The 19,810-nt window shown below is 72.3% G+C and carries 18 protein-coding genes and 1 pseudogene; 16 read left to right on the top strand and 3 right to left on the bottom strand.

The genetic code is table 11. The features are described 5' to 3' along the window. The first annotated feature begins 115 nt into the window (after positions 1–115). The 9 genes and pseudogenes from OG852_RS20725 to argG all read left to right on the top strand — a co-directional run bounded on the left by OG852_RS20725 (position 116) and on the right by argG (position 9,781). A complete protein-coding gene (locus OG852_RS20725; protein ID WP_330351474.1) occupies positions 116–823 on the top strand; it encodes a response regulator transcription factor in 708 nt (235 codons plus the stop codon). Further along, positions 824–2,239: a sensor histidine kinase gene (locus OG852_RS20720; protein WP_133914714.1), complete on the top strand. Its 1,416-nt coding sequence runs from the start codon at positions 824–826 to the stop codon at positions 2,237–2,239. 75 nt (positions 2,240–2,314) lie between these two features. After that, positions 2,315–2,593, top strand: a pseudogene (locus OG852_RS20715) (M20/M25/M40 family metallo-hydrolase); the annotation flags it as partial. A gap of 46 nt (positions 2,594–2,639) precedes the next feature. Further along, complete coding sequence (locus OG852_RS20710; RefSeq protein WP_166663623.1) at positions 2,640–3,857, top strand: MFS transporter; 1,218 nt, start codon at positions 2,640–2,642, stop codon at positions 3,855–3,857. Between the two features lie 136 nt (positions 3,858–3,993). After that, entirely contained in the window at positions 3,994–4,665 is a 672-nt protein-coding gene (locus tag OG852_RS20705; protein WP_133914717.1) for a hypothetical protein, read from the top strand. A gap of 161 nt (positions 4,666–4,826) precedes the next feature. Then, entirely contained in the window at positions 4,827–5,456 is a 630-nt protein-coding gene (locus OG852_RS20700) for a sigma-70 family RNA polymerase sigma factor (protein WP_133914912.1), read from the top strand. Between the two features lie 85 nt (positions 5,457–5,541). Continuing rightward, the gene (locus OG852_RS20695; protein ID WP_133914718.1) at positions 5,542–7,923 is read left to right on the top strand and encodes a SpoIIE family protein phosphatase; all 2,382 of its coding nucleotides are present in this window, start codon (positions 5,542–5,544) and stop codon (positions 7,921–7,923) included. 85 nt (positions 7,924–8,008) lie between these two features. Further along, complete coding sequence (locus tag OG852_RS20690; protein WP_330348642.1) at positions 8,009–8,245, top strand: hypothetical protein; 237 nt, start codon at positions 8,009–8,011, stop codon at positions 8,243–8,245. 87 nt (positions 8,246–8,332) lie between these two features. Then, positions 8,333–9,781, top strand: a complete 1,449-nt coding sequence (gene argG, locus OG852_RS20685; protein WP_133914720.1) for an argininosuccinate synthase — start codon at positions 8,333–8,335, stop codon at positions 9,779–9,781. Positions 9,782–9,854: 73 nt separating this feature from the next. Here the strand turns inward: argG and OG852_RS20680 are convergent, their stop codons facing one another. Further along, the gene (locus tag OG852_RS20680) at positions 9,855–10,652 is read right to left on the bottom strand and encodes an SAM-dependent methyltransferase (protein WP_133914721.1); all 798 of its coding nucleotides are present in this window, start codon (positions 10,650–10,652) and stop codon (positions 9,855–9,857) included. A 260-nt stretch (positions 10,653–10,912) separates the two neighbouring features. On the opposite strand from OG852_RS20680, the gene gdhA reads away from it, so the two are divergent. Next, complete coding sequence (gdhA, locus tag OG852_RS20675; protein WP_330348641.1) at positions 10,913–12,277, top strand: NADP-specific glutamate dehydrogenase; 1,365 nt, start codon at positions 10,913–10,915, stop codon at positions 12,275–12,277. A 55-nt stretch (positions 12,278–12,332) separates the two neighbouring features. Here gdhA and OG852_RS20670 read toward each other — a convergent pair whose 3' ends face one another. Continuing rightward, entirely contained in the window at positions 12,333–12,875 is a 543-nt protein-coding gene (locus tag OG852_RS20670; protein ID WP_330348640.1) for a DUF4232 domain-containing protein, read from the bottom strand. A gap of 444 nt (positions 12,876–13,319) precedes the next feature. Here OG852_RS20670 and OG852_RS20665 point away from each other — a divergent pair, with 444 nt between their 5' ends. Next, positions 13,320–13,934 (top strand): DUF1326 domain-containing protein, encoded by a 615-nt coding sequence (locus OG852_RS20665; RefSeq protein WP_133914724.1) that lies wholly within the window; start codon positions 13,320–13,322, stop codon positions 13,932–13,934. Further along, on the top strand, positions 13,931–14,692 hold the full coding sequence (locus OG852_RS20660; protein ID WP_133914725.1) for a DUF2182 domain-containing protein: 762 nt from the start codon (positions 13,931–13,933) through the stop codon (positions 14,690–14,692). Before OG852_RS20665 ends, OG852_RS20660 begins: the two co-directional genes overlap by 4 nt. A 19-nt stretch (positions 14,693–14,711) precedes the next feature. Here the strand turns inward: OG852_RS20660 and OG852_RS20655 are convergent, their stop codons facing one another. Continuing rightward, positions 14,712–15,338 carry a hypothetical protein gene (locus OG852_RS20655; RefSeq protein ID WP_208117240.1) on the bottom strand — a complete coding sequence of 209 codons (627 nt, stop codon included), beginning with the start codon at positions 15,336–15,338 and terminating at the stop codon, positions 14,712–14,714. 339 nt (positions 15,339–15,677) lie between these two features. Here OG852_RS20655 and hemL point away from each other — a divergent pair, with 339 nt between their 5' ends. The 4 genes from hemL to OG852_RS20635 all read left to right on the top strand — a co-directional run bounded on the left by hemL (position 15,678) and on the right by OG852_RS20635 (position 19,809). Then, positions 15,678–16,997 (top strand): glutamate-1-semialdehyde 2,1-aminomutase, encoded by a 1,320-nt coding sequence (hemL, locus tag OG852_RS20650; protein ID WP_133914727.1) that lies wholly within the window; start codon positions 15,678–15,680, stop codon positions 16,995–16,997. Then, complete coding sequence (locus tag OG852_RS20645; RefSeq protein WP_133914728.1) at positions 16,994–17,704, top strand: histidine phosphatase family protein; 711 nt, start codon at positions 16,994–16,996, stop codon at positions 17,702–17,704. The genes hemL and OG852_RS20645 overlap by 4 nt, the downstream gene beginning before the upstream one ends. 158 nt (positions 17,705–17,862) lie before the next feature. Continuing rightward, positions 17,863–19,155, top strand: a complete 1,293-nt coding sequence (locus OG852_RS20640) for a hypothetical protein (RefSeq protein WP_133914913.1) — start codon at positions 17,863–17,865, stop codon at positions 19,153–19,155. 66 nt (positions 19,156–19,221) lie between these two features. Next, positions 19,222–19,809 (top strand): TlpA family protein disulfide reductase, encoded by a 588-nt coding sequence (locus OG852_RS20635; RefSeq protein ID WP_133914729.1) that lies wholly within the window; start codon positions 19,222–19,224, stop codon positions 19,807–19,809. The last annotated feature ends 1 nt before the right edge of the window (position 19,810 follow it).

Below are 19,810 nucleotides of genomic sequence, written 5' to 3'. Positions count from 1 at the left end.
GCCCCCCGGACCCCCGCTCCGCGACGGTGAGAGCCCAGTAAGAAGGGCGATCGTAGGACCTTCGTCACGGCCGAACCGCCGGAGGCCTTGGCAAACTGGCCTCGTGCCTCCCACCCTGCTGCTCGCCGAAGACGACCGCGCCATCCGCCACGCCCTGGAACGCGCCCTGGCCCTGGAGGGATACCAGGTCACCGCGGTCGCCGACGGCGTCGAGGCGCTGGCCCACGCCCACAAGTCGCCGCCGGACGTCCTCGTCCTCGACGTGATGATGCCCGGGATCGACGGCCTCCAGGTCTGCCGGGTGCTGCGCGCCGAGGGCGACCGCACACCGATCCTGATGCTGACCGCGCTGGTGGAGACCGCCGACCGGATCGCCGGCCTGGACGCGGGCGCCGACGACTACGTCGTCAAGCCGTTCGACGTCGAGGAGGTCTTCGCCCGGCTGCGGGCGCTGCTGCGGCGCACCAACCCGGGCAGTGTCCCCGTACCGTCGGAGCCGGTCGCCCCGAAGCAGACGCCCGAGCGGTATCTGGAGGCGGCCGGGCTGCGGATGGACCCGCAGGCGCGGCGGGCCTGGCGGGGCGAGCGCGAGCTGGAACTCACCCGCACCGAGTTCGAGCTGCTGGAACTGCTGGTGCGCAACGCCGGGATCGTCCTCGACCACTCCACGATCTACGACCGCATCTGGGGCTACGACTTCGGCCCCGGCTCCAAGAACCTCGCCGTCTACGTCGGCTACCTCCGCCGCAAACTGGACCAGCCGGGCGCCTCGCAGCTGATCCACACCGTGCGCGGGGTGGGTTACGTGCTGCGGGAGGACTGAGTGGGCCGACTGCGTCGGCTGCTGGCGCGGCCGAGGCCCAAGCTGGTGTCGTTGCGGACGACGTTCGCGGTGTCGTTCGCCGCGGTGACCGCCGCCGTGACCGTACTGGTGGGCGTGTTGTCGTACTCGGCGGCCGCACGGCTGGTGCGGGTCGACCAGGAGTCGGTGTTCGACGAGGTCGTGCAGGATCTGCGGGACGAGGTGCGCGGGCACGCGATGGCGCCGGAGGACTTCTTCTCGGCGGCGCCGGGGCACGACATCGTGCGGCCCGCGCGGACGAACGTACAGGTGCTCGGGGCCGACGGGACGGTCGTCGACAGCGGCAGCCCGAGGCTGCCGGTGGTGGTCGCGGACCGGACGGTCGCCGCGGCCCCGGCGGCCGGACGGATGGCCGAGCACAAGGACGTGGACGTCGGCAGCGATGTGTACCGGGTCGCGACCGTGGCCCTCGGCGGCGGGCGCGGCGCGGTGCAGGTGGCGCAGGAGTTCAGCGACACCGAGGACCTGCTGCGGGCGCTCCAGCAGCGCACCCTGATCCTGATGACCGCCGTCGTCCTGGCCGCGGGCCTGTTCGGCTGGTGGCTGGCCCGGCGCATCACCCACCGGCTGGTCATCCTCACCACCGCCGCCGAGGACGTCGCCCGCACCCGCCGCCTAGGGGTGCAGGTGCCGGTCACCGGCCACGACGAGGTGGGCCGCCTCGGCCGTGCCTTCGACCGCATGCTGGGCCGGCTCGCCCAGTCGGAGGAGGACCAGCGGCGGCTGGTGCAGGACGCGGGGCACGAGCTGCGCACCCCGCTGACCTCGCTGAGGACGAACATCTCGCTGCTGCGCCGGATCGACGAGCTGCCGCCCGCCATGCGCGAGGACCTGGTCGCCGACCTCACCCAGGAGGCCCGTGAGCTGACCGACCTGGTCAACGAGCTCGTCGATCTCGCCGCCGGCCAGGCCGACAACGAACCCCCGCAGAAGCTGGACCTCGCCGACATCGCCGAGGAGGTCGCGGGACTCGCCCGGCGCCGCACCGGGCGGATCATCCAGGTCCGGGCCGCCGGCGACACCACGACCGACGGACGGCCGGGCATGCTCCAGCGGGCCGTGTCCAACCTCGTGGAGAACGCCACCAAGTTCGACCGCGAGGGTCTGGCGCCCGTCGAGATCTCCGTCACCGGGCCCGCCCGGCCGGGCGCCGTCCGCGTCGAGGTCCTCGACCGGGGCCCCGGTATCGACCAGGCCGACCTGACCCGGATCTTCGACCGCTTCTACCGCGCCGCCGACGCCCGCTCCCTGCCCGGATCCGGTCTCGGGCTGTCGATCGTGCGGGAGGTGGCCCTCTCCCACGGCGGCACGCCGTTCGCCCACCGCAGGGCGGGCGGCGGCTCGGTGATCGGGTTCACCGTGGGCGGGGGGTTGTGACGGGGGCGGTCGGCGTACGACGCTCGGCACGTCGGAGGCGGTGTGCGGAGGGGAGCCGGGGCGTTGCTGAGGAACCAGGAGCCGAGTGGACGGCTGGCGGCCGGGCATCCGCTGCGGCACACCGTCGCCGAGGCGTACGCCGACGCGACCGGTGCCGCACGGCCCCGGGAGCGCGGGGCGACGTACGGCAGCGATCTGCGGCACTACACCGCCGCCGGGATCCCCACGCTCCAGTTCGGCCCGGGGGACATCGGCGTCGCGCACAGCGCCCGCGAGCACGTGTCCGTACGGGAGGTGACCGATGCGGCCCGGACGCTGGCGCTCACCGTGCTGCGGACGGTGGGCGTGAAGTGAGGGGTGTCCGCCGGGTGCCGCCGGTGGCGCCGGGGACCCCGTGAGGGTGCCGGCGTTCGCCGTGGTGCTGCGGCACGCGCGGTTTCGGCGGGTGTGGTGCGGCCAGGTGGCGAGCGCCGTCGGGGACGGGGTGACGCTGGTCGCGCTCCCCGGGGCGCTGCTCGGCGCGCACTCGAAGTCCGACCTCGGGGTGGTGCTCGGGGCGCAGAGTCTCGCGCTGGTGGGGGCCGCGCTGCTGGGCGGGGTGCTTGCGGACCGGCTGCGGCGGTCGTGGGTGATGGCCGGGGCGGACGTGGTCCGGCTGGTCACGGCGGTGTGCTTCGCGCTGGGCGCCGCGCGGGCGCCGCTCGCCGTGCCCGTGCTGCTGGCCCTGGTGACCGGGTTCGCCGGCGGGGTGTTCACCCCCGCCTTCGGGGCGCTGATCCCCGATCTGGTGCCGGACGAGGACCTGCCGAAGGCGAACGCCCTGCGCTCGATCACCGTCCGCACCGGCCAGGTCGTCGGCCCCGCGCTGGGCGGGCTGCTGCTGGCGGTCGGGACGGCGGACCTGGCGTTCTGGGCGGACGCCGGGACGTTCGCCGCGAGCGTCGGCACGCTGGTCGGGGTGGGGGACGCCCGGCGGACGCGGGCGGCGGGCGGGACCGTGCTGCGCCAGGCGCGGGAGGGCTTCGCCGCCGTACGGGAACGGCCCTGGGTCCTGACGATCATCGTGCAGGGCACCCTTCAGCTGCTGCTGGTGATGGCCCCGGTGGCGGTGCTGCTGCCGATCATCCTCCAGGAGCGGGGCGACTTCACGGCGTACGGGCCGATGGTCGCGCTCCAGGCGGCCGGCTCGGTCGTGGGCGGGATGGCCATCGCGGCCTGGACCCCGCGCCGCCCCGGCACGGTCGCCGTCCTCGCGCTCGGCCTGCTCGCGGGCCAGCTGGCCTGTCTGCTGGCCGGGGCGCCGCTGGTGCTGCTCGGGGCGTCCGTGGTCGTCACCGGGTTCGGGTACGCCGTCTTCAACGTGTGCTGGGCGAGTGCCCTGCATCGCGCGATCCCCTCCGACATGCTCGGCAGGGTCCTCGCGATCGACACCCTCGGCACCTACGGCCTCCAGCCCGCGGGCCTCGCCCTGACCCCGGTCGCCGCGACCGCCTTCGGCGACGGGCCGGTGCTGTGGGTGGGCCTGGTCGCGCTGACGCTGACGACGGTGGTGCCGCTGTTCCAGCGCGAGGTGCGGGCCTTCGCGGACGTACCGGCGGTGCCGGCGCCGTCCGGGTGAGCGCCGCGTCGGGAACCCCGGGCGGGCGGTTGCCCTCCTCTGTCGTGGGGGCGGTGAGCGCGCGCACGCGGATTTCCGTACCTCCGTCCGACGGGCCCGGTCGGACACCCGTCTGCGGATGCGAGGATGAGGCGCCATGACTGCCGGGTGGGGGATGCGCACGCTGCGTGCCGCGATGTTCGCGGCCGTCTGTGTGCTGCTCGCCGCACTGGGCCACGTCCTGATGTCCGGCGACCACGTCCCCGCCTGGGCCCTGGCCGCCGGTGCGGCCGTCACCGGTGCGGTGGGCTGGTGCCTGGCGGGCCGGGAGCGGGGGCCGGTGTCGGTCGTGGCGGTCGTGGTGGCCGCGCAGACCGGTCTGCACCAGGCGTTCGAGTACGCGCAGTCGGCGGGCCGGGGTACGGGTACCGGTGACCCGATGGGCGGCATGAGCGGCATGAGTGGCACGGGCGCCATGAGTGGCATGGACATGCGTCACATGGGTCACGTCGGCGCCATGGGGGACATGGGGCACGGCGGCGACGGTCTCCTCGTCGGCTCCTCCTCGTCCGGGATGCTCGCCGCGCACCTGCTGGCCGCGCTGCTGTGCGGGCTGTGGCTGGCCCACGGTGAGCGGGCCGCGTTCCGGGTCCTGCGCGCGGTGGCCGGATGGCTCGCGGCGCCGCTGCGGCTGCTGCTCGCCCTGCCCCTCGTGCCCGACCGTCCGCGGGTGCGCCCGCGCCGCCGCCGCTCCGAGCGGGAGCCGCGGTTCCTCCTCGTCCACGCGATCACTTCTCGGGGTCCGCCCCCGGGGGCCGCTGCCGTCTGACGGCAGCCGGTGACCCGGGCCGCCCCTGTGCGCCCCGGGTTTCGGCCGTACGTGCGCGCGGGCGCCGTAGGGCCGTCTCCCCGTACCCGGGCCGCCGCGCCCTTCGGCCCTCGGCGCCCGGACGACCGAGAAGGACACCCCAGGTGATCACCTCCGCCCCCCTGTCATGCCCCGAGCCATGCCCCGAGTCCCGTCCCGAGCCGTGCCGCGACGAGTCGATCACCGCGTGGGCGCTGGCCGCGCGCGGCGGCGACCCGGCCGCCGTCGAGCGGTTCGTCCGCGCGCTGCACCGCGACGTCCAGCGGTACGTCGCCCATCTGTGCGCCGATCCCCAGGCTGTGGACGACCTCGCGCAGGACACGTTCCTGCGGGCGCTCGGCAGTCTGCACCGGTTCGAGGGCCGTTCCTCGGCGCGCTCCTGGCTGCTGTCCATCGCCCGCCGGGCGGTGACCGACGGCTACCGGTACGCCTCCGCGCGGCCGCGCCAGGCCGACGTACCGGACTGGCAGCGGGCCGTGGAGTCGGCCCAGCCGCGCGGGCTGCCCGGGTTCGACGACGGGATCGTGCTGCTCGACCTGCTGGCCGCGCTGCCGGACGAGCGGCGGGAGGCGTTCGTCCTCACCCAGCTCCTGGGGCTGCCGTACGCGGAGGCGGCGCAGGTCAGCGGCTGTCCGGTGGGCACGGTCCGGTCCCGGGTGGCCCGGGCGCGCGCCTCGCTGGCCGACCTGCTGCACGAGGCGGAGGAACCGGCCCCCGCGGCCGGGCCGCCGCGCGCACCCGTCGCCGCCTGAACGGTGGTACGAATGGGTAATAGTGCCCAATAGTGCGACATCTGAGCCAGGAAGACCATCACGCAGGAGAGCGAGATGAGCGGCCATGGAGGCACTCACCGCGCGTGTCACCGTCGACGAGCACGGCACCGTGACCGGCTGGAGCGACGGGGCCGAGTGGCTTCTCGGATACCCGGCGGAGGAGATCGTGGGCCGGCCGGCGGCGCTGCTGCTGGCCGAGCGGCCCGTCCCGCGTGACGATCCCCCGCCGGCCGGGCTGCCCCGATGGCACGGCACGCTCGTACTCCTGCACCGGTCCGGCCGCCGCCTGGCGGTCCGGGTCCTGGCCCATCACCGCACGGGGGAGGACGGCAGCCGTGACTGGCTGCTGGTCTCCGCCGTGGCCGGGACCGCGCGGCCGGAGGACGACACGCTGATGCGGCGGGGCCTGATGCAGTCCCCGTCCTGCGCGACCTCGGTGTACGACACCGACCTGCGCTACCGGCGCTCGAGCCGGGCCGCACAGCGCGCACTCGGGCTGAGCGAGGAGGAGCTGCGGGGGCTGCGGATGACGGACGTGATCCCCACCCCGGTGTCGGAGGTGGTCGAGCGGCGGATGCGGCTGGCCCTGGAGACCGGTGAGCCGCAGTACGTGGAGAACCACGCCCGCGCGCCCGGCGAGGCCCGGGAGCACGCCTGGTCGGTCCATCTCTACCGGGTGGAGGACCCCGACGACGGCCGGGTGCTGGGGGTGGCCGCCACCGGGCACGACGTGACGGACCAGTACTGGGCGCGCAAGCGCCTCCAGCTCATCGCCGCGGCCAGCTCCCGGATCGGCAGCACGCTCGATGTGACCCACACCGCGCAGGAGCTGGCGGACGTGGCGGTGCCCGACCTCGCCGACTTCCTCAGCGTGGACCTGCTGACCTCGTTCGAGGAGGGCCAGGAGGAGGCCGTGGCGGCCGGGTCGTCGCTGGCGCTGCGGCGGGTCGCCCACCAGTCGGTGCTGCCGGGGGTCCCCGAGGCGGTGCTCGCGCTGGGCGAGGTCGACGAGTACCCGGAGGGCTCGCCGCCGGTGGAGAGTCTGCGCTCGGGGCGGGCCCTGCTGCGCGAGGTGTCCGTGGCCGCGCTGCCCGAGTGGGTGGTGGGCGACGCCCTGCGCACGGCCCGCATCCGCGACTTCGGCTTCCACTCCGTGATGGCGGTGCCGCTGTCGGCCCGCGGCACCACCCTGGGGGTCGCCGTCCTCGCCCGGCACCGGCGCCCCGACCCGTTCCAGCAGGACGACCTGGTGCTCGCCGAGGAGCTGGCGGCCCGGGCCGCGGTCTGCATCGACAACGCCCGCCGCTACACCCGCGCCCGGGGCACGGCGGTCACCCTCCAGCGCAGTCTGCTCCCGCAGCGGCTGCCCGAGCAGTCGGCGGTGGAGGTCGCCTCCCGGTATCTGCCGGCCGGCGCCCGGGCCGGGGTGGGCGGCGACTGGTTCGACGTGATCCCGCTGTCCGGGGCGCGGGTGGCGCTGGTCGTCGGGGACGTCGTGGGGCACGGCATCCACGCCTCGGCGACCATGGGGCGGCTGCGGACGGCCGTACGGACCCTCGCCGACATCGATCTGCCGCCCGACGAACTCCTCACCCATCTCGACGACCTGGTGGCCCGGCTGGCCACCGAGGAGGCCTCCGAGGACGGGGAGACCGCCGGGGACGTGGGCGCGACCTGCCTCTACGCCGTCTACGACCCCGTCTCCCGGCGGTGCGCGCTCGCCCGGGCCGGGCATCCGCCGCCCGCGCTGGTGCTGCCCGACGGCACGGTGGAGCTGCTCGACCTGCCCGCCGGGCCCCCGCTGGGCTTGGGCGGACTGCCCTTCGAGGCGGTCGAGTGCGAGCTGCCCGAGGGCAGTGTGCTCGCCCTCTACACCGACGGTCTGCTCGACACCCGCAGCCGCCGGGCCGGCGCCGCCGGCGACCCCGACGACGGTGTCTCCCGGCTGTGCCGGAGCCTGGCCCGGCCCGCCGGGTCGCTGGACGCCCTGTGCGACACGGTGCTCGGCGGGATGCTGCCGCAGCGGCCCGCCGACGACGTGGCGCTCCTCGTCGCCCGCACCCGGGGTCTCGACGCCTCCCGGGTCGCCATCTGGGACGTGGAGCCCGATCCCGCCGCCGTCGCCGAGACCCGCAAGAACGTGATCGCCCGTCTGGAGGCCTGGGGGCTGACCGACGCGTCCTTCGTCACCGAACTGATCGTCAGCGAGCTGGTCACCAACGCCATCCGGCACGCCGAACCGCCGGTCCAGCTCCGGCTGATCCACGACCGCGCCCTCATCTGCGAGGTCTCCGACGCCAGCAGCACCGCCCCGCACATGCGCCGGGCCCGCACCTACGACGAGGGCGGCCGCGGTCTCCTCCTGGTCGCCCAGCTCACCGAACGCTGGGGGACCCGCCCGGGCACGAAGGGCGGGAAGACGATCTGGGCGGAGCAGAGCGTTTAGCGGGAGGGGAGGCGGGGTGCCAATCCGTGGAGGAGATGTGTCAATCGTGTGGCCCTGAATGGCATGGACCTGATCAACTGACCGCATGCTCGGACTCATCCTTCGCGTCCTCCCCTTCTGGGTGCGCGAACCCCTGCTGATCGTCTTCGGCGTCGTCTTCGCCGGTTTCCTCTTCTATGTCGCCGCGGCCCGCGAGGGCGGCTGGGCGGCCGTCGGCATAGGCGCCGGCGTCGTGCTGTTCACCGCCGTCCGGATCCACACGGTCCGCCAGGCCTGGCAGGCCCGCCGGCTCCTCAAGGAGGCGGGCGAAGCGGCACCCTGACGCCCGCCGCGACCGGTGCGATGTGACCCCGCTCACAGCCGTACGGGCGACTTTGCATGGTCATGCGTGGTGATGCATACTCTTCCTATGTCCAAGGTCCTCACCTCCCTTCCGGTCGGCGAGCGCGTCGGCATCGCCTTCTCCGGCGGACTCGACACGTCGGTCGCCGTCGCGTGGATGCGCGACAAGGGCGCCGTCCCCTGCACGTACACCGCCGACATCGGCCAGTACGACGAGCCCGACATCGCCTCGGTGCCCGGCCGCGCGCACACCTACGGCGCCGAGATCGCGCGTCTGGTCGACTGCCGCGCGGCACTCGTCGAGGAGGGCCTGGCCGCGCTCGCCTGCGGCGCGTTCCACATCCGCTCCGGCGGACGGGCGTACTTCAACACCACCCCGCTCGGCCGGGCCGTCACCGGCACCCTGCTGGTGCGGGCCATGCTCGAGGACGACGTCCAGATCTGGGGCGACGGCTCGACCTTCAAGGGCAACGACATCGAGCGGTTCTACCGCTACGGTCTGCTCGCCAACCCGCACCTGCGGATCTACAAGCCCTGGCTGGACGCCGACTTCGTGACGGAGCTCGGCGGCCGCAAGGAGATGTCCGAGTGGCTCGTCGCCCACGGACTGCCCTACCGGGACAGCACCGAGAAGGCGTACTCCACCGACGCCAACATCTGGGGCGCCACCCACGAGGCGAAGACGCTGGAGCACCTGGACACGGGCATCGAGACCGTCGACCCCATCATGGGCGTCCGGTTCTGGGACCCGTCGGTCGAGATCGCCCCCGAGGACGTCACGATCGGCTTCGACCAGGGCCGCCCGGTCACCATCAACGGCAAGGAGTTCGGCTCCGCCGTGGAGCTGGTGATGGAGGCCAACGCGATCGGCGGCCGCCACGGCCTCGGCATGTCCGACCAGATCGAGAACCGGATCATCGAGGCCAAGAGCCGCGGCATCTACGAGGCGCCCGGCATGGCCCTGCTGCACGCCGCCTACGAGCGTCTCGTCAACGCCATCCACAACGAGGACACCGTCGCCCAGTACCACAACGAGGGCCGGCGTCTGGGCCGTCTGATGTACGAGGGCCGCTGGCTGGACCCGCAGGCGCTGATGGTCCGTGAGTCGCTCCAGCGCTGGGTCGGCGCCGCCGTCACCGGCGAGGTCACCCTGCGGCTGCGGCGCGGCGAGGACTACTCGATCCTCGACACCACCGGCCCGGCGTTCAGCTACCACCCGGACAAGCTGTCCATGGAGCGCACCGAGGACTCCGCGTTCGGCCCGGTGGACCGGATCGGCCAGCTCACCATGCGCAACCTCGACATCGCCGACTCCCGCGCCAAGCTGGAGCAGTACGTCGGTCTCGGTCTGCTCGGCGCCACGGCCACCCCGGCGCTCGGCGCGGCCCAGGCCGCCGCGACCGGCCTGATCGGCACGCTCCCCGAGGGCGGCGCCGAGGCCATCGCCTCCCGCGGCGAGGTCTCCGAGGAGGACGCGCTGCTGGACCGCGCGGCGATGGAGTCCGGCACGGACTGACCCGCGGCCCGAAGCAGGAAGAAGGGCCGGCCGGGCGCGAGATGCGCCCGGCCGGCCCTTCTTCCTGCGTCCGTCAGCCGTCCTTGCGGGCCACGCCGCCGTAGAAGCCGATCGGGGGCAGACCGGGGTCGACGGGCTCGGTGGGACGCCAGTCCGGGACCAGCACCAGGCCCGGCTCGAGCAGGGTCCAGTCACGGAAGAACTCCAGGACCCGGGCGTGCCTGCGGGGGTTCATGCTGGCCGTCGCGCTGTTGTAGATCTTCACCGCGTCCGTGCGCCCGCCCTCCTCGAAGAGGTCGACCGTCGCGTGGGACAGGATCAGGTACGACCCGGTGGGCAGCGCGTCGAGCAGGGTCTCCAGGAGAGCGTCCGGGTCCTCCGCCTCCGTGACGAAGTGCAGGATCGCCACCAGCATCAGCGCCACCGGCCGGTCCAGGTCGATCACCTTGCGGACGTCCGGGTGGTCGAGGACGGCCCGGGGGTCGCGCAGGTCGGCGAGGACGACGGAGGTGTTCTCGTCGTCGTCGTCCAGCAGGCTGCGTGAATGGGCGCTGACGATCGGGTCGTTGTCGACGTACGCGATCCGCGTCTCGGGGGCGACCGCGCGTGCGATCTGGTGCACGTTGGGCTCGGTCGGCAGGCCGGTGCCGATGTCGAGGATCTGCCGGACGCCGCCTTCCTCGACGACGTGCCGCACGGCGCGCTGCATGAAGCTCCGGTTGGCCCGCACGGCCGCCCGCACCTCGGGTGCCGCCTTGATGAACTGCTCGGCGGCCTCCTGGTCGACCTCGTAGTTGTCCTTCCCGCCGAGGAAGTAGTCGTACATCCGCGCCGGGTGGGGCTTGCTCGTGTCGATCTTGGGAGAGGTCATGCTGCCTGGCTCCGTCCGAACCATGGTGAGTGACTGTCAGATCATCATTTTGACACGGCTGTTGGGGCCCTCCGCCTGGGCCGCCGGCCCCCTCCGTGCCCTCCATCCGGAGGAAAACGCCGCCCCGGGCGGAAGCCATGACACGGCGGTCGTCCGACCGGCGGGACGCTCGTCGGCGGTGGTGGTCCGACGGTCCGCTGAGTACCCGCCGTGCGATCCGCCGTACATCTCCCTGCAACGCCGTACAAGGAGGTACGCCCATGACCGTCCAGCACGCACCGGCCGAGGACCTGCGCCTGACCGCCGGGGTCCATGCCGCCGTCCTGGCGCGGGATCCCGCCCAGTCCGAGTTCCACCAGGCCGTACGCGAGGTGCTGGAGTCCCTGGAGCCGGTCCTCGCCCGCCGCCCCGAGTACACCCGTCACCGGGTGCTGGAGCGACTGTGCGAGCCGGAGCGGCAGCTCGTCTTCCGCGTGCCGTGGGTCGACGACGACGGCCGGATCCAGGTCAACCGGGGCTTCCGGGTGGAGTTCAACTCCGCGCTGGGGCCGTACAAGGGCGGGCTGCGCTTCCACCCGTCCGTGAACCTCGGGATCGTGAAGTTCCTCGGCTTCGAGCAGATCTTCAAGAACGCCCTGACCGGACTGCCCATCGGCGGCGGCAAGGGCGGCGCCGACTTCGACCCCAAGGGCCGCTCCGACGGCGAGATCATGCGGTTCTGCCAGTCGTTCATGACCGAGCTCCACCGCCACCTCGGCGAGCACACCGACGTGCCCGCCGGGGACATCGGGGTCGGCACGCGCGAGATCGGCTATCTCTTCGGCCAGTACAAGCGCATCACCAACCGCTACGAGTCCGGCGTCCTCACCGGCAAGGGCCTCAACTGGGGCGGCTCCCACGTCCGCACCGAGGCCACGGGCTACGGCACCGTCTACTTCGTCTCCGAGATGCTCGCCGCCCGCGGCCAGGACCTCGACGGCCGGCGCGTCGTCGTCTCCGGCTCCGGCAACGTCGCGATCTACGCGGCCCGCAAGGCGCACGAACTCGGCGCGAGGGTCGTCGCGATGTCCGACTCCGGCGGATACGTCGTCGACGAGGCGGGCCTCGACCTCGACCTGATCAAGGACATCAAGGAGGTCCGCCGCGCCCGGATCAAGGAGTACACCGAGGCCGAGCCCCGCGCCCGGTACATCGAGGGCGGTTCCGTCTGGGACGTGCCCTGCTCGGTCGCGCTGCCCTGCGCCACCCAGAACGAGCTCGACGAGACCGCGGCCCGCACCCTGCTGACCGGGGGAGTGGTGGCGGTGGCCGAGGGCGCCAACATGCCCACGACCCCGGGAGCCGTACGACTCCTGCAGGAGGCCGGCGTCGCCTTCGGCCCGGGCAAGGCCGTCAACGCCGGCGGGGTCGCCACCTCGGCCCTGGAGATGCGGCAGAACGCGAGCCGCGACGCCTGGACCTTCGAGGACACCGACCGCCGCCTCGCCGCGATCATGGCCACCATCCACACCACCTGCCGTACGACGGCGGAGGAGTACGGCGCCCCCGACAACTACGTCGTCGGCGCCAACATCGCGGGCTTCCTCAAGGTGGCGGACACCATGCTGGACCTCGGGGTGATCTGAGGCCCCAGGACCTCTGGGCGCCGAAGCCGAGAGGTCCTCCGTCCGGCCGGTCCCGTCACAGCCCGATCGGGTTGACGTAGGTGCCCGGGCGGGTGGCGCCGTCCTGCTTGAGGATCTGGCCCCCGAACGGCCACTTCAGCGTGAAGTGCTTCGTCTCGTTCGGCGGGGTGACCAGGAACTTCGCCGGAACGAACTTCTCCTTCTTCGGCGTCGACCTCGCGACCGGGAGCAGGGTGATGCCGAAGTCCACCGTGTCCCCCTGCTCCAGGGTCAGCTTCACGGGCTTCTTGGCGGAGCGCGCCAGCGACCAGGTGCCGTCGGTCGTCTGGGCGCCGACCATGTCGACACCGGCGAAGCCGGACAGGGTGCAGGTGCGCTTGCTCTTGTTGGTGAACCAGACGTACGCCTGGGTCTGCTTCTTCGTCTGGCCCATCTCCGGCTTCGCGTCCCCGCCCAGGGCGAAGCCGGCCTTCAGATCGGCGGTGTGGCAGCGGGTCGGCGCGGCCTTGGCGGAGGCGGCCGAGGCCGGGACGGCGGCAGCGGCGGCACCGGCGACGACGACGGCCGCAAGGGCCACGGCGGTCAGCTTGCTCTTCATGAAGTTCGGGATCCCCTCGGCTACGGAGCGGCGCGCTGGGTTCGGTGCGCGCCTGCGCACCTGAAGAGGTGTGCGGAGGCGGGGGAGTTCGGTGGGCCGGAGAACCTTTTCCCCGAAATCCGTAACGGTCCTTCGACAGTCGTCACGGTCCTTCGATCGCCGTAACGGTCCGGCACGACGAAGCCCGGGACACCGGTCGGCGTCCAGTCGGGGAACCGGACCGTCGGGGGGCTGGCGCGTCGTCTCGTTCCGTAGCCGGAATCCTCTGCCGCGGGCCGCTTTCCCGTGTGCGACCGCAATGCCCACGCCCCCGCTCCGCACCGCGGTACCTCTGCGCGACGCGGGGTGTCGGAATAGCCTGGGGGAGAGCGGCACCGGGACGGGGCGGGCCCTCCCGTCGTGTTCCCTTGGCCGCGCGGGACGCGAAACAGGGAGAGGGAACCCATGCCCTGGAATCTCAACGGCACGTATCTGGAGAGCTGCAACTGTGACGTGGTGTGCCCCTGCACCACCTCGGGCCTCACCGCACCGGCCGACCACGAGCGCTGCCAGGTGACCCTCGCCTTCCATGTGGACAGCGGGACCGTGGACGGGGTGGATGTCTCCGACCGCAGCGTCGCCGTCTTCATCGACGCGCCCCAGGTGATGGCCGAGGGGGACTGGCGGGTGGCGCTCTACATCGACGCCTCGGCCGACGACGGCCAGGCCGACGCGCTGGGCAACGTCTTCTCCGGCCAGGCCGGCGGACCGATGGCGGCGCTCACTCCGCTCATCGGCGAGGTCCTCGGCGTGGAGCGCGCCGCCATCGACTACCGCGACGACGGCCGGCGCCACGCCGCGCGGGTGGGCGACGCCATCGACATCGAAATCGAGGACCAGGTCGCTCCCCAGTTCGGTGAGGACGGTCCCGTCATGGGCCTGACCGGCATGTTCCACCCCGTGAACAGCGAGCTGACGATCGCCCGGTCCACCCGGGCCACGGGCGCCGGCGTGTACGGCCGCTCCTGGGACTTCACCGGCGGCAACGGACACTCGGCGCCCTTCACGTGGTCCGCGTGACCGGTGGGCCGGACGCCGTCCGACGCGCGGCCGGGCGCCCCGCCGGGCTGCTGCTGGTCGCGGCGGCCGCCGCCTGGGTCTGGCTGGTCACGGGCTGGGGCGGCATGCCGGCGATGCCCGGCACCATGGGCCTGGGCCTGCCCGCCTTCCTGGCCCTGTGGACGCTGATGACGGCCGCGATGATGCTGCCCGCCACGGCGTTCGTCGCCGCGCTGTACGCACGCACCATCCCCACGCGTCGGGCCTCGCGCATGACCGTCTTCACCGTGGCCTACCTGCTCGTCTGGGCCGCGGCCGGGCTGCCGGCGTACGGGCTGGCCGTCGGCCTGGGCCGGGTGGCGGACCTTCCCCCCGAGGTGGGGACCGCGGTGGCCGCGGCCGTGTTCGCGGTCAACGGCGTCTACCAGCTCACACCCCTGAAGGACCGCTGCCTGGCGAGGTGCCGCTCACCGATCGGCCTGATGCTGCGCTACACCTCGTACCCGGGGCCCACGCGCGATCTGCGGGCCGGAGCCCACCACGGGGCCTTCTGCCTGGGCTGCTGCTGGTCGCTGATGGTGCTGCTGGCGGCGTTCGGCGTGATGAACCTGTGGGCCATGGTGGTCCTGGCCTTCGTGATCACCGTCGAGAAACTCGCTCCGGCCGGCCGTCTGGTGGCCCGCGCCGTCGGGGTCGCCTCGATCGCCCTGGCCGTCGCCGTCATCTGGCTCCCGTCCCTCGCGCCGGGCCTCACCGGTGGCGGTATGGACGGGATGTGACACAAGACGTCGTCGCGGCTCAGGGCCACACCAGGCAGTACGGCTGATGCCCCGCCTCATGAAGGCGGTGCGAGAAGTCCTGCCACTCGTGCAGCAGCTGGTACACGTTGAACGCGTCCCGCGGGCCACCCCGGTCCGGGACCGTCGACCAGATGAAGGCCGCCGCGCCGACCGCTTCCTCGCCGATGTCGCGGAGGGGGTCGACGACGGTCATGGGGAGCTTGACGACCGCGTAGTCGGGGTGCAGGACGACCAGCTCGAGCGGGGGCACCTTGTGGAGCGGGACGCCCTCGATGCCGGTGAGGACCATCGCGGCCATCGTCTCCGGCTTGATCTTGGTGAACATGCCGTTCATGCCGAGCTCGTCGCCGCCGAGTTCCTCGGGGCGCATCGAGATCGGGACGCGGGCCGCGGTCGCGCCGTCCGGCGCGCCGAAGTATTTGTACGTCACCCCCACCCGACCACCATTCCTGCTCCCGGGCCCATTCGGTACACCCTGGTCCGTGCCCGGGTTCATCCCCTGGCTCTGACGTGCTTCGTTACGTCCTTCGCTGGCTGCCTCCGCGTCGCGCCGGTGCCTTCCCCGCCGGGCACGTCGAGGACCCAGGTCATCAGTCCCCTCGCCCAGTCCGCCACCGCGATGCATATCTCCACCCGACTGCTTTTCTAGGACGCGTGGCCCCGGCCGCGCAACCCGATCATCGTGTCAGTGACCTCCCCCACGGCCGCCCGCCGAAACGTGCGTTGAAACACCTGTCCGCAGGATCTTCGCAGCCCCTCGACACACGGTCGTTGTGAGCTACGTCTATCAGCCTCAGTCCGTCTCATATCAGGCTCAGTCCGTCTCAGTTTCTCAGATGACGGGCAGTGGGGGAGGGGCCACTGGCTTCCCGCCCCGCGGCCCCGCACGCCCACTGGCCTACCCTGGGGAGTCACTGGCAACCGGAGTCCAGCACGTCGGAGAAGGTCGGAGAAGCCGCAGGTCATGAGCGAACTGCCCTATTCATACGATGCGCCTGTCTCGCAGGCCCTGTTCGACCGAGCGGCCACCGTCACACCGGGCGGTGTGAACTCCCCGGTCCGCGCCTTCCGCGCCGTGGGCGGGACGCCCCGGTTCATGGTGTCCGGTACCGGTCCGTACCTGACCGACGCCGACGGGCGCGAGTACGTCGACCTCGTCTGCTCCTGGGGGCCCATGATCCTCGGGCACTCCCATCCCGAGGTGATCGCCGCCGTGCAGGAGGCCGTCGCCCGCGGTACCTCCTTCGGCACGCCGGGTGAGGGCGAGGTCGCCCTGGCCGAGGAGATGGTCGGGCGGATCGAGCCGCTGGAGCAGGTGCGGCTCGTCAGCAGCGGGACCGAGGCGACCATGTCGGCCATCCGGCTCGCCCGCGGGTTCACCCGGCGCACCAAGGTGATCAAGTTCGCCGGCTGCTACCACGGCCACGTCGACTCGCTGCTCGCCGCCGCCGGGTCCGGGGTCGCCACCTTCGCCCTCCCGGACACCCCGGGGGTGACCGGTGCGCAGGCCGGCGACACCATCGTGCTGCCGTACAACGACCTGGAGGCCGTGCAGGAGGCCTTCCACCGGCACCCCGGTGAGATCGCCTGTGTGATCACCGAGGCCTCCCCGGGCAACATGGGCGTCGTACCGCCCCTGCCCGGCTTCAACCAGGGCCTCAAGGACGCCTGCCGGGCCAACGGCGCGCTCTTCATCTCCGACGAGGTGATGACCGGGTTCCGCACCAGCCGCGCCGGGTGGTTCGGGATCGACGGCGTACGGCCCGATCTCATGACGTTCGGCAAGGTCATGGGCGGTGGGTTCCCCGCCGCCGCCTTCGGGGGGCGCGCCGACGTGATGGCGCACCTCGCGCCCGCCGGGCCCGTCTACCAGGCCGGCACCCTCTCCGGGAACCCGGTCGCCACCGCCGCCGGCCTCGCCCAGCTCCGCCTCCTCGACGACGCCGCGTACGCCAAGGTCGACGCGGCCTCCGAGCGGATCCGGACGCTGGTCTCCGAGGCGCTCACCAAGGAGGGCGTGGCGCACACGCTGCAGAGCGCCTCCAACATGTTCTCGGTGTTCTTCACCGACCGGCCGGTGCGCAGCTACGAGGACGCCAAGACGCAGGAGTCCTTCCGGTTCACCGCCTTCTTCCACTCGCTGCTGGCGAACGGCGTCTATCTGCCGCCGTCGTCCTTCGAGTCCTGGTTCGTTTCCACGGCCCACGACGACCGGGCCATCCAGCGGATCGCCGACGCCCTCCCGGCGGCGGCCCGAGCGGCTGCGGAGGCCACAGCAGCATGACCACGGAGCAGAACCCGAACAACGGCGACATCACCGTCGTCCACCTCATGCGGCACGGCGAGGTCGCCAACCCGGACGGCGTCCTGTACGGCCGTCTCGCCGGCTACCACCTCTCCGAGCTCGGCCGGCAGATGGCCGACCGGGTCGCCGAGCACCTCTCCGCCCGGGACGTGCGGTACGTCGTCGCGTCCCCGCTGGAGCGGGCGCAGGAGACGGCGACCCCGATCGCCAAGGCGCACGGGCTCGACCTCGCGACCGACGAGCGGCTCATCGAGGCCGAGAACGTCTTCCAGGGCAAGACCTTCGGGGTCGGCGACGGCGCGCTGAAGAGGCCGGAGAACTGGAAGCACCTCGTCAACCCGTTCAAGCCGTCCTGGGGAGAGCCGTACGTCGACCAGGTCGTCCGGATGAAGGGGGCGCTGGACGCCGCCAAGGACGCGGCTCGCGGGCACGAGGCGGTGCTGGTCAGTCATCAGCTGCCGATCTGGATCGTGCGGTCCTACGTCGAGCGGCGCCGGCTCTGGCACGACCCGCGCAAGCGGCAGTGCACGCTCGCCTCGCTGACGACGTTCACCTACCGCGGGGACCGGATCGTCTCGGTCGGCTACTCCGAGCCCGCCATCGACCTCGTACCGGCCCATCTGCGCGCCGGAGCCAAGCCGACGAGGGGCCAGGCACCGGGACAGGGTAAGGCGTTCGGGGCATAACGCCCACGCGCGGGCACCGGCCGCGCAACGCATTTCGGCCCCGCGAGGGTGCCTCCTGTGCGTCCGCTGTTACCGAATCCGGACGTATGAGCGGAACCCGCTCGTTCGTCGCGTCCTCTGAATGGGTGACACCCAAGGACGCGACGAACGGGAATGCCATGCGCGCCATCACCCGAAGGGGAGCACTCGGACTCGGTGCCGGTGCCGCCGCTGCCGGACTCGTCGGCTGCGGAAGCCTGACGCGGACCGAACCCTCCCCGGCGGACGGCTCCGGCAAGGGCGGCTCCGGCAAGAAGGGCTCGGCCAAGCCCAAGCCCAAGGCCACCGCCAAGCCGATCGGCGACGGCTCCACCTCCTTCACCGGCAAGCAGCCCCACCAGCCCCCGAAGCCGGTGCCGCTGGAGCCGGGCCAGGAGCCGCCGCAGTTCGTCGTCTTCTCCTGGGACGGCGCCGGCGAGGTCGGCAACGGTCTCTTCCCGCGCTTCCTGGACCTCGCCAAGGAGCACGGCGCGTCCATGACCTTCTTCCTCTCGGGGCTCTATCTGCTGCCCGAGTCGAAGAAGCGGCTCTACGACCCCCCGAACAACCCGGTCGGCGCCTCCGACATCGGCTACCTCACCGACGAGCACGTCAAGATGACGCTCACCAACGTCCGCCGGGCCTGGCTCGAGGGCCACGAGATAGGCACCCACTTCAACGGGCACTTCTGCTCCGGCTCGGGCACCGTCGGCAACTGGACGCCCGCGCAGTGGCGCAGCGAGATCGACCAGGCGAAGAAGTTCGTCAAGGAGTGGCGGACCAACACCGGCTGGACCGACCTCGCGGCCCTGCCCTTCGACTACGACAAGGAACTCGTCGGCGGCCGCACCCCCTGCCTCCTCGGCCAGGACAACCTGCTGCCCACCGCCAAGGCGCTCGGCTGGCGCTACGACGCCTCCTCCCCGGGCGGCCGTCAGGTGTGGCCGCAGAAGAGGCGGGGGCTGTGGGACCTGCCGCTGCAGCAGATACCTTTCCCCGGCCGCAGTTTCGAGGTCCTGTCCATGGACTACAACATGCTGGCCAACCAGTCGATCAACTCGACCAACGCGCCCAGCTACAACTACCCGGCCTGGCGCAAGCAGTCCGGCCAGGCGTACATCCAGGGATTCAGGCGGGCATACGAGTCGAATCGGGCCCCCTTCTTCGTGGGCAACCACTTCGAGCAGTGGAACGGCGGCATCTACATGGACGCCGTCGAGGAGGCGTTCAAGCACATCGCGGCCGAGAAGGAGAGCGGCGCTGACGTCCGGCTCGTCTCCTTCCGGCAGTTCGTCGACTGGATCGACGTACAGAAGCCGGAGGTGCTGGACAAGCTGCGCACCCTGGACGTCGGCCAGGCCCCGGCCGGGGGCTGGAACGCGTTCATGAAGGACACCGCGAGCTCCCCCAGCCCCACCGGAACCGCCGCCTGAAATGCGGGTTTCCGCCCGCAAGGGGGGTGCTCAAGATCTCCGGAACGGCCATGCGAAACTTTTCACATGAGTGCCAGCCGCACCCCTTTGTCCCTCGCCGTCGCCGCCGCCGCGACCCTGCTGCTCTCCGCCTGCACCTCCGGAGGTGTCTCCGGCGGTGGCGGTGACACCAACTTCATCATGGGCAAGGACGGCATCTCGACCGTCGCGAAGGGCAAGCGCGACGCGGCGCCCGACCTGTCCGGCAAGACCATCGACGACCAGCAGCTCTCGCTCTCCTCGTACCGGGGCAAGGTCGTCGTCGTGAACGTCTGGGGCTCCTGGTGCGCCCCCTGCCGGGCCGAGGCCCCCAACTTCCAGAAGGTCTCCGAGGACCTCGCGGCCAAGGGCGTGCAGTTCGTCGGCATCAACGTCGCCGACCCCAAGGTCCAGAGCGCCCGCGCCTTCGAGAAGGGCTTCGGCGTCACCTACCCCAGCCTGTACGACCCGAGCAGCAAGCTGATGCTCCGCTTCAAGAAGGGCACGCTCAACCCGCAGGCCATCCCCTCCACGCTGGTCATCGACCGCGACGGGAAGATCGCCGCGCGCTCGCTGGCCGCGCTCAGCGAGGACAAGCTGCGCAAGATGATCGCCCCGGTCCTCGCGGAGAAGTGAC

Origin of the sequence: Streptomyces sp. NBC_00582 (assembly GCF_036345155.1) — a bacterium.
Taxonomy (GTDB): domain Bacteria; phylum Actinomycetota; class Actinomycetes; order Streptomycetales; family Streptomycetaceae; genus Streptomyces.
Note: the sequence above shows the minus strand (reverse complement) of the source record. Positions and strands in the feature narration are given on the sequence as shown.

Excerpts from the sequence above, each read along its gene's own strand:
- OG852_RS20705 (WP_133914717.1), top strand. The coding sequence starts at position 3,994 with ATGACTGCCGGGTGGGGGATGCGCACGCTGCGTGCCGCGATGTTCGCG.
- OG852_RS20695 (WP_133914718.1), top strand. The coding sequence starts at position 5,542 with ATGGAGGCACTCACCGCGCGTGTCACCGTCGACGAGCACGGCACCGTG.
- OG852_RS20690 (WP_330348642.1), top strand. The coding sequence starts at position 8,009 with ATGCTCGGACTCATCCTTCGCGTCCTCCCCTTCTGGGTGCGCGAACCC.
- argG (WP_133914720.1), top strand. The coding sequence starts at position 8,333 with ATGTCCAAGGTCCTCACCTCCCTTCCGGTCGGCGAGCGCGTCGGCATC.
- OG852_RS20680 (WP_133914721.1), bottom strand. The coding sequence starts at position 10,652 with ATGACCTCTCCCAAGATCGACACGAGCAAGCCCCACCCGGCGCGGATG.
- gdhA (WP_330348641.1), top strand. The coding sequence starts at position 10,913 with ATGACCGTCCAGCACGCACCGGCCGAGGACCTGCGCCTGACCGCCGGG.
- OG852_RS20670 (WP_330348640.1), bottom strand. The coding sequence starts at position 12,875 with ATGAAGAGCAAGCTGACCGCCGTGGCCCTTGCGGCCGTCGTCGTCGCC.
- OG852_RS20665 (WP_133914724.1), top strand. The coding sequence starts at position 13,320 with ATGCCCTGGAATCTCAACGGCACGTATCTGGAGAGCTGCAACTGTGAC.
- OG852_RS20655 (WP_208117240.1), bottom strand. The coding sequence starts at position 15,338 with ATGCATCGCGGTGGCGGACTGGGCGAGGGGACTGATGACCTGGGTCCT.
- hemL (WP_133914727.1), top strand. The coding sequence starts at position 15,678 with ATGAGCGAACTGCCCTATTCATACGATGCGCCTGTCTCGCAGGCCCTG.
- OG852_RS20645 (WP_133914728.1), top strand. The coding sequence starts at position 16,994 with ATGACCACGGAGCAGAACCCGAACAACGGCGACATCACCGTCGTCCAC.
- OG852_RS20640 (WP_133914913.1), top strand. The coding sequence starts at position 17,863 with ATGCGCGCCATCACCCGAAGGGGAGCACTCGGACTCGGTGCCGGTGCC.
- OG852_RS20635 (WP_133914729.1), top strand. The coding sequence starts at position 19,222 with ATGAGTGCCAGCCGCACCCCTTTGTCCCTCGCCGTCGCCGCCGCCGCG.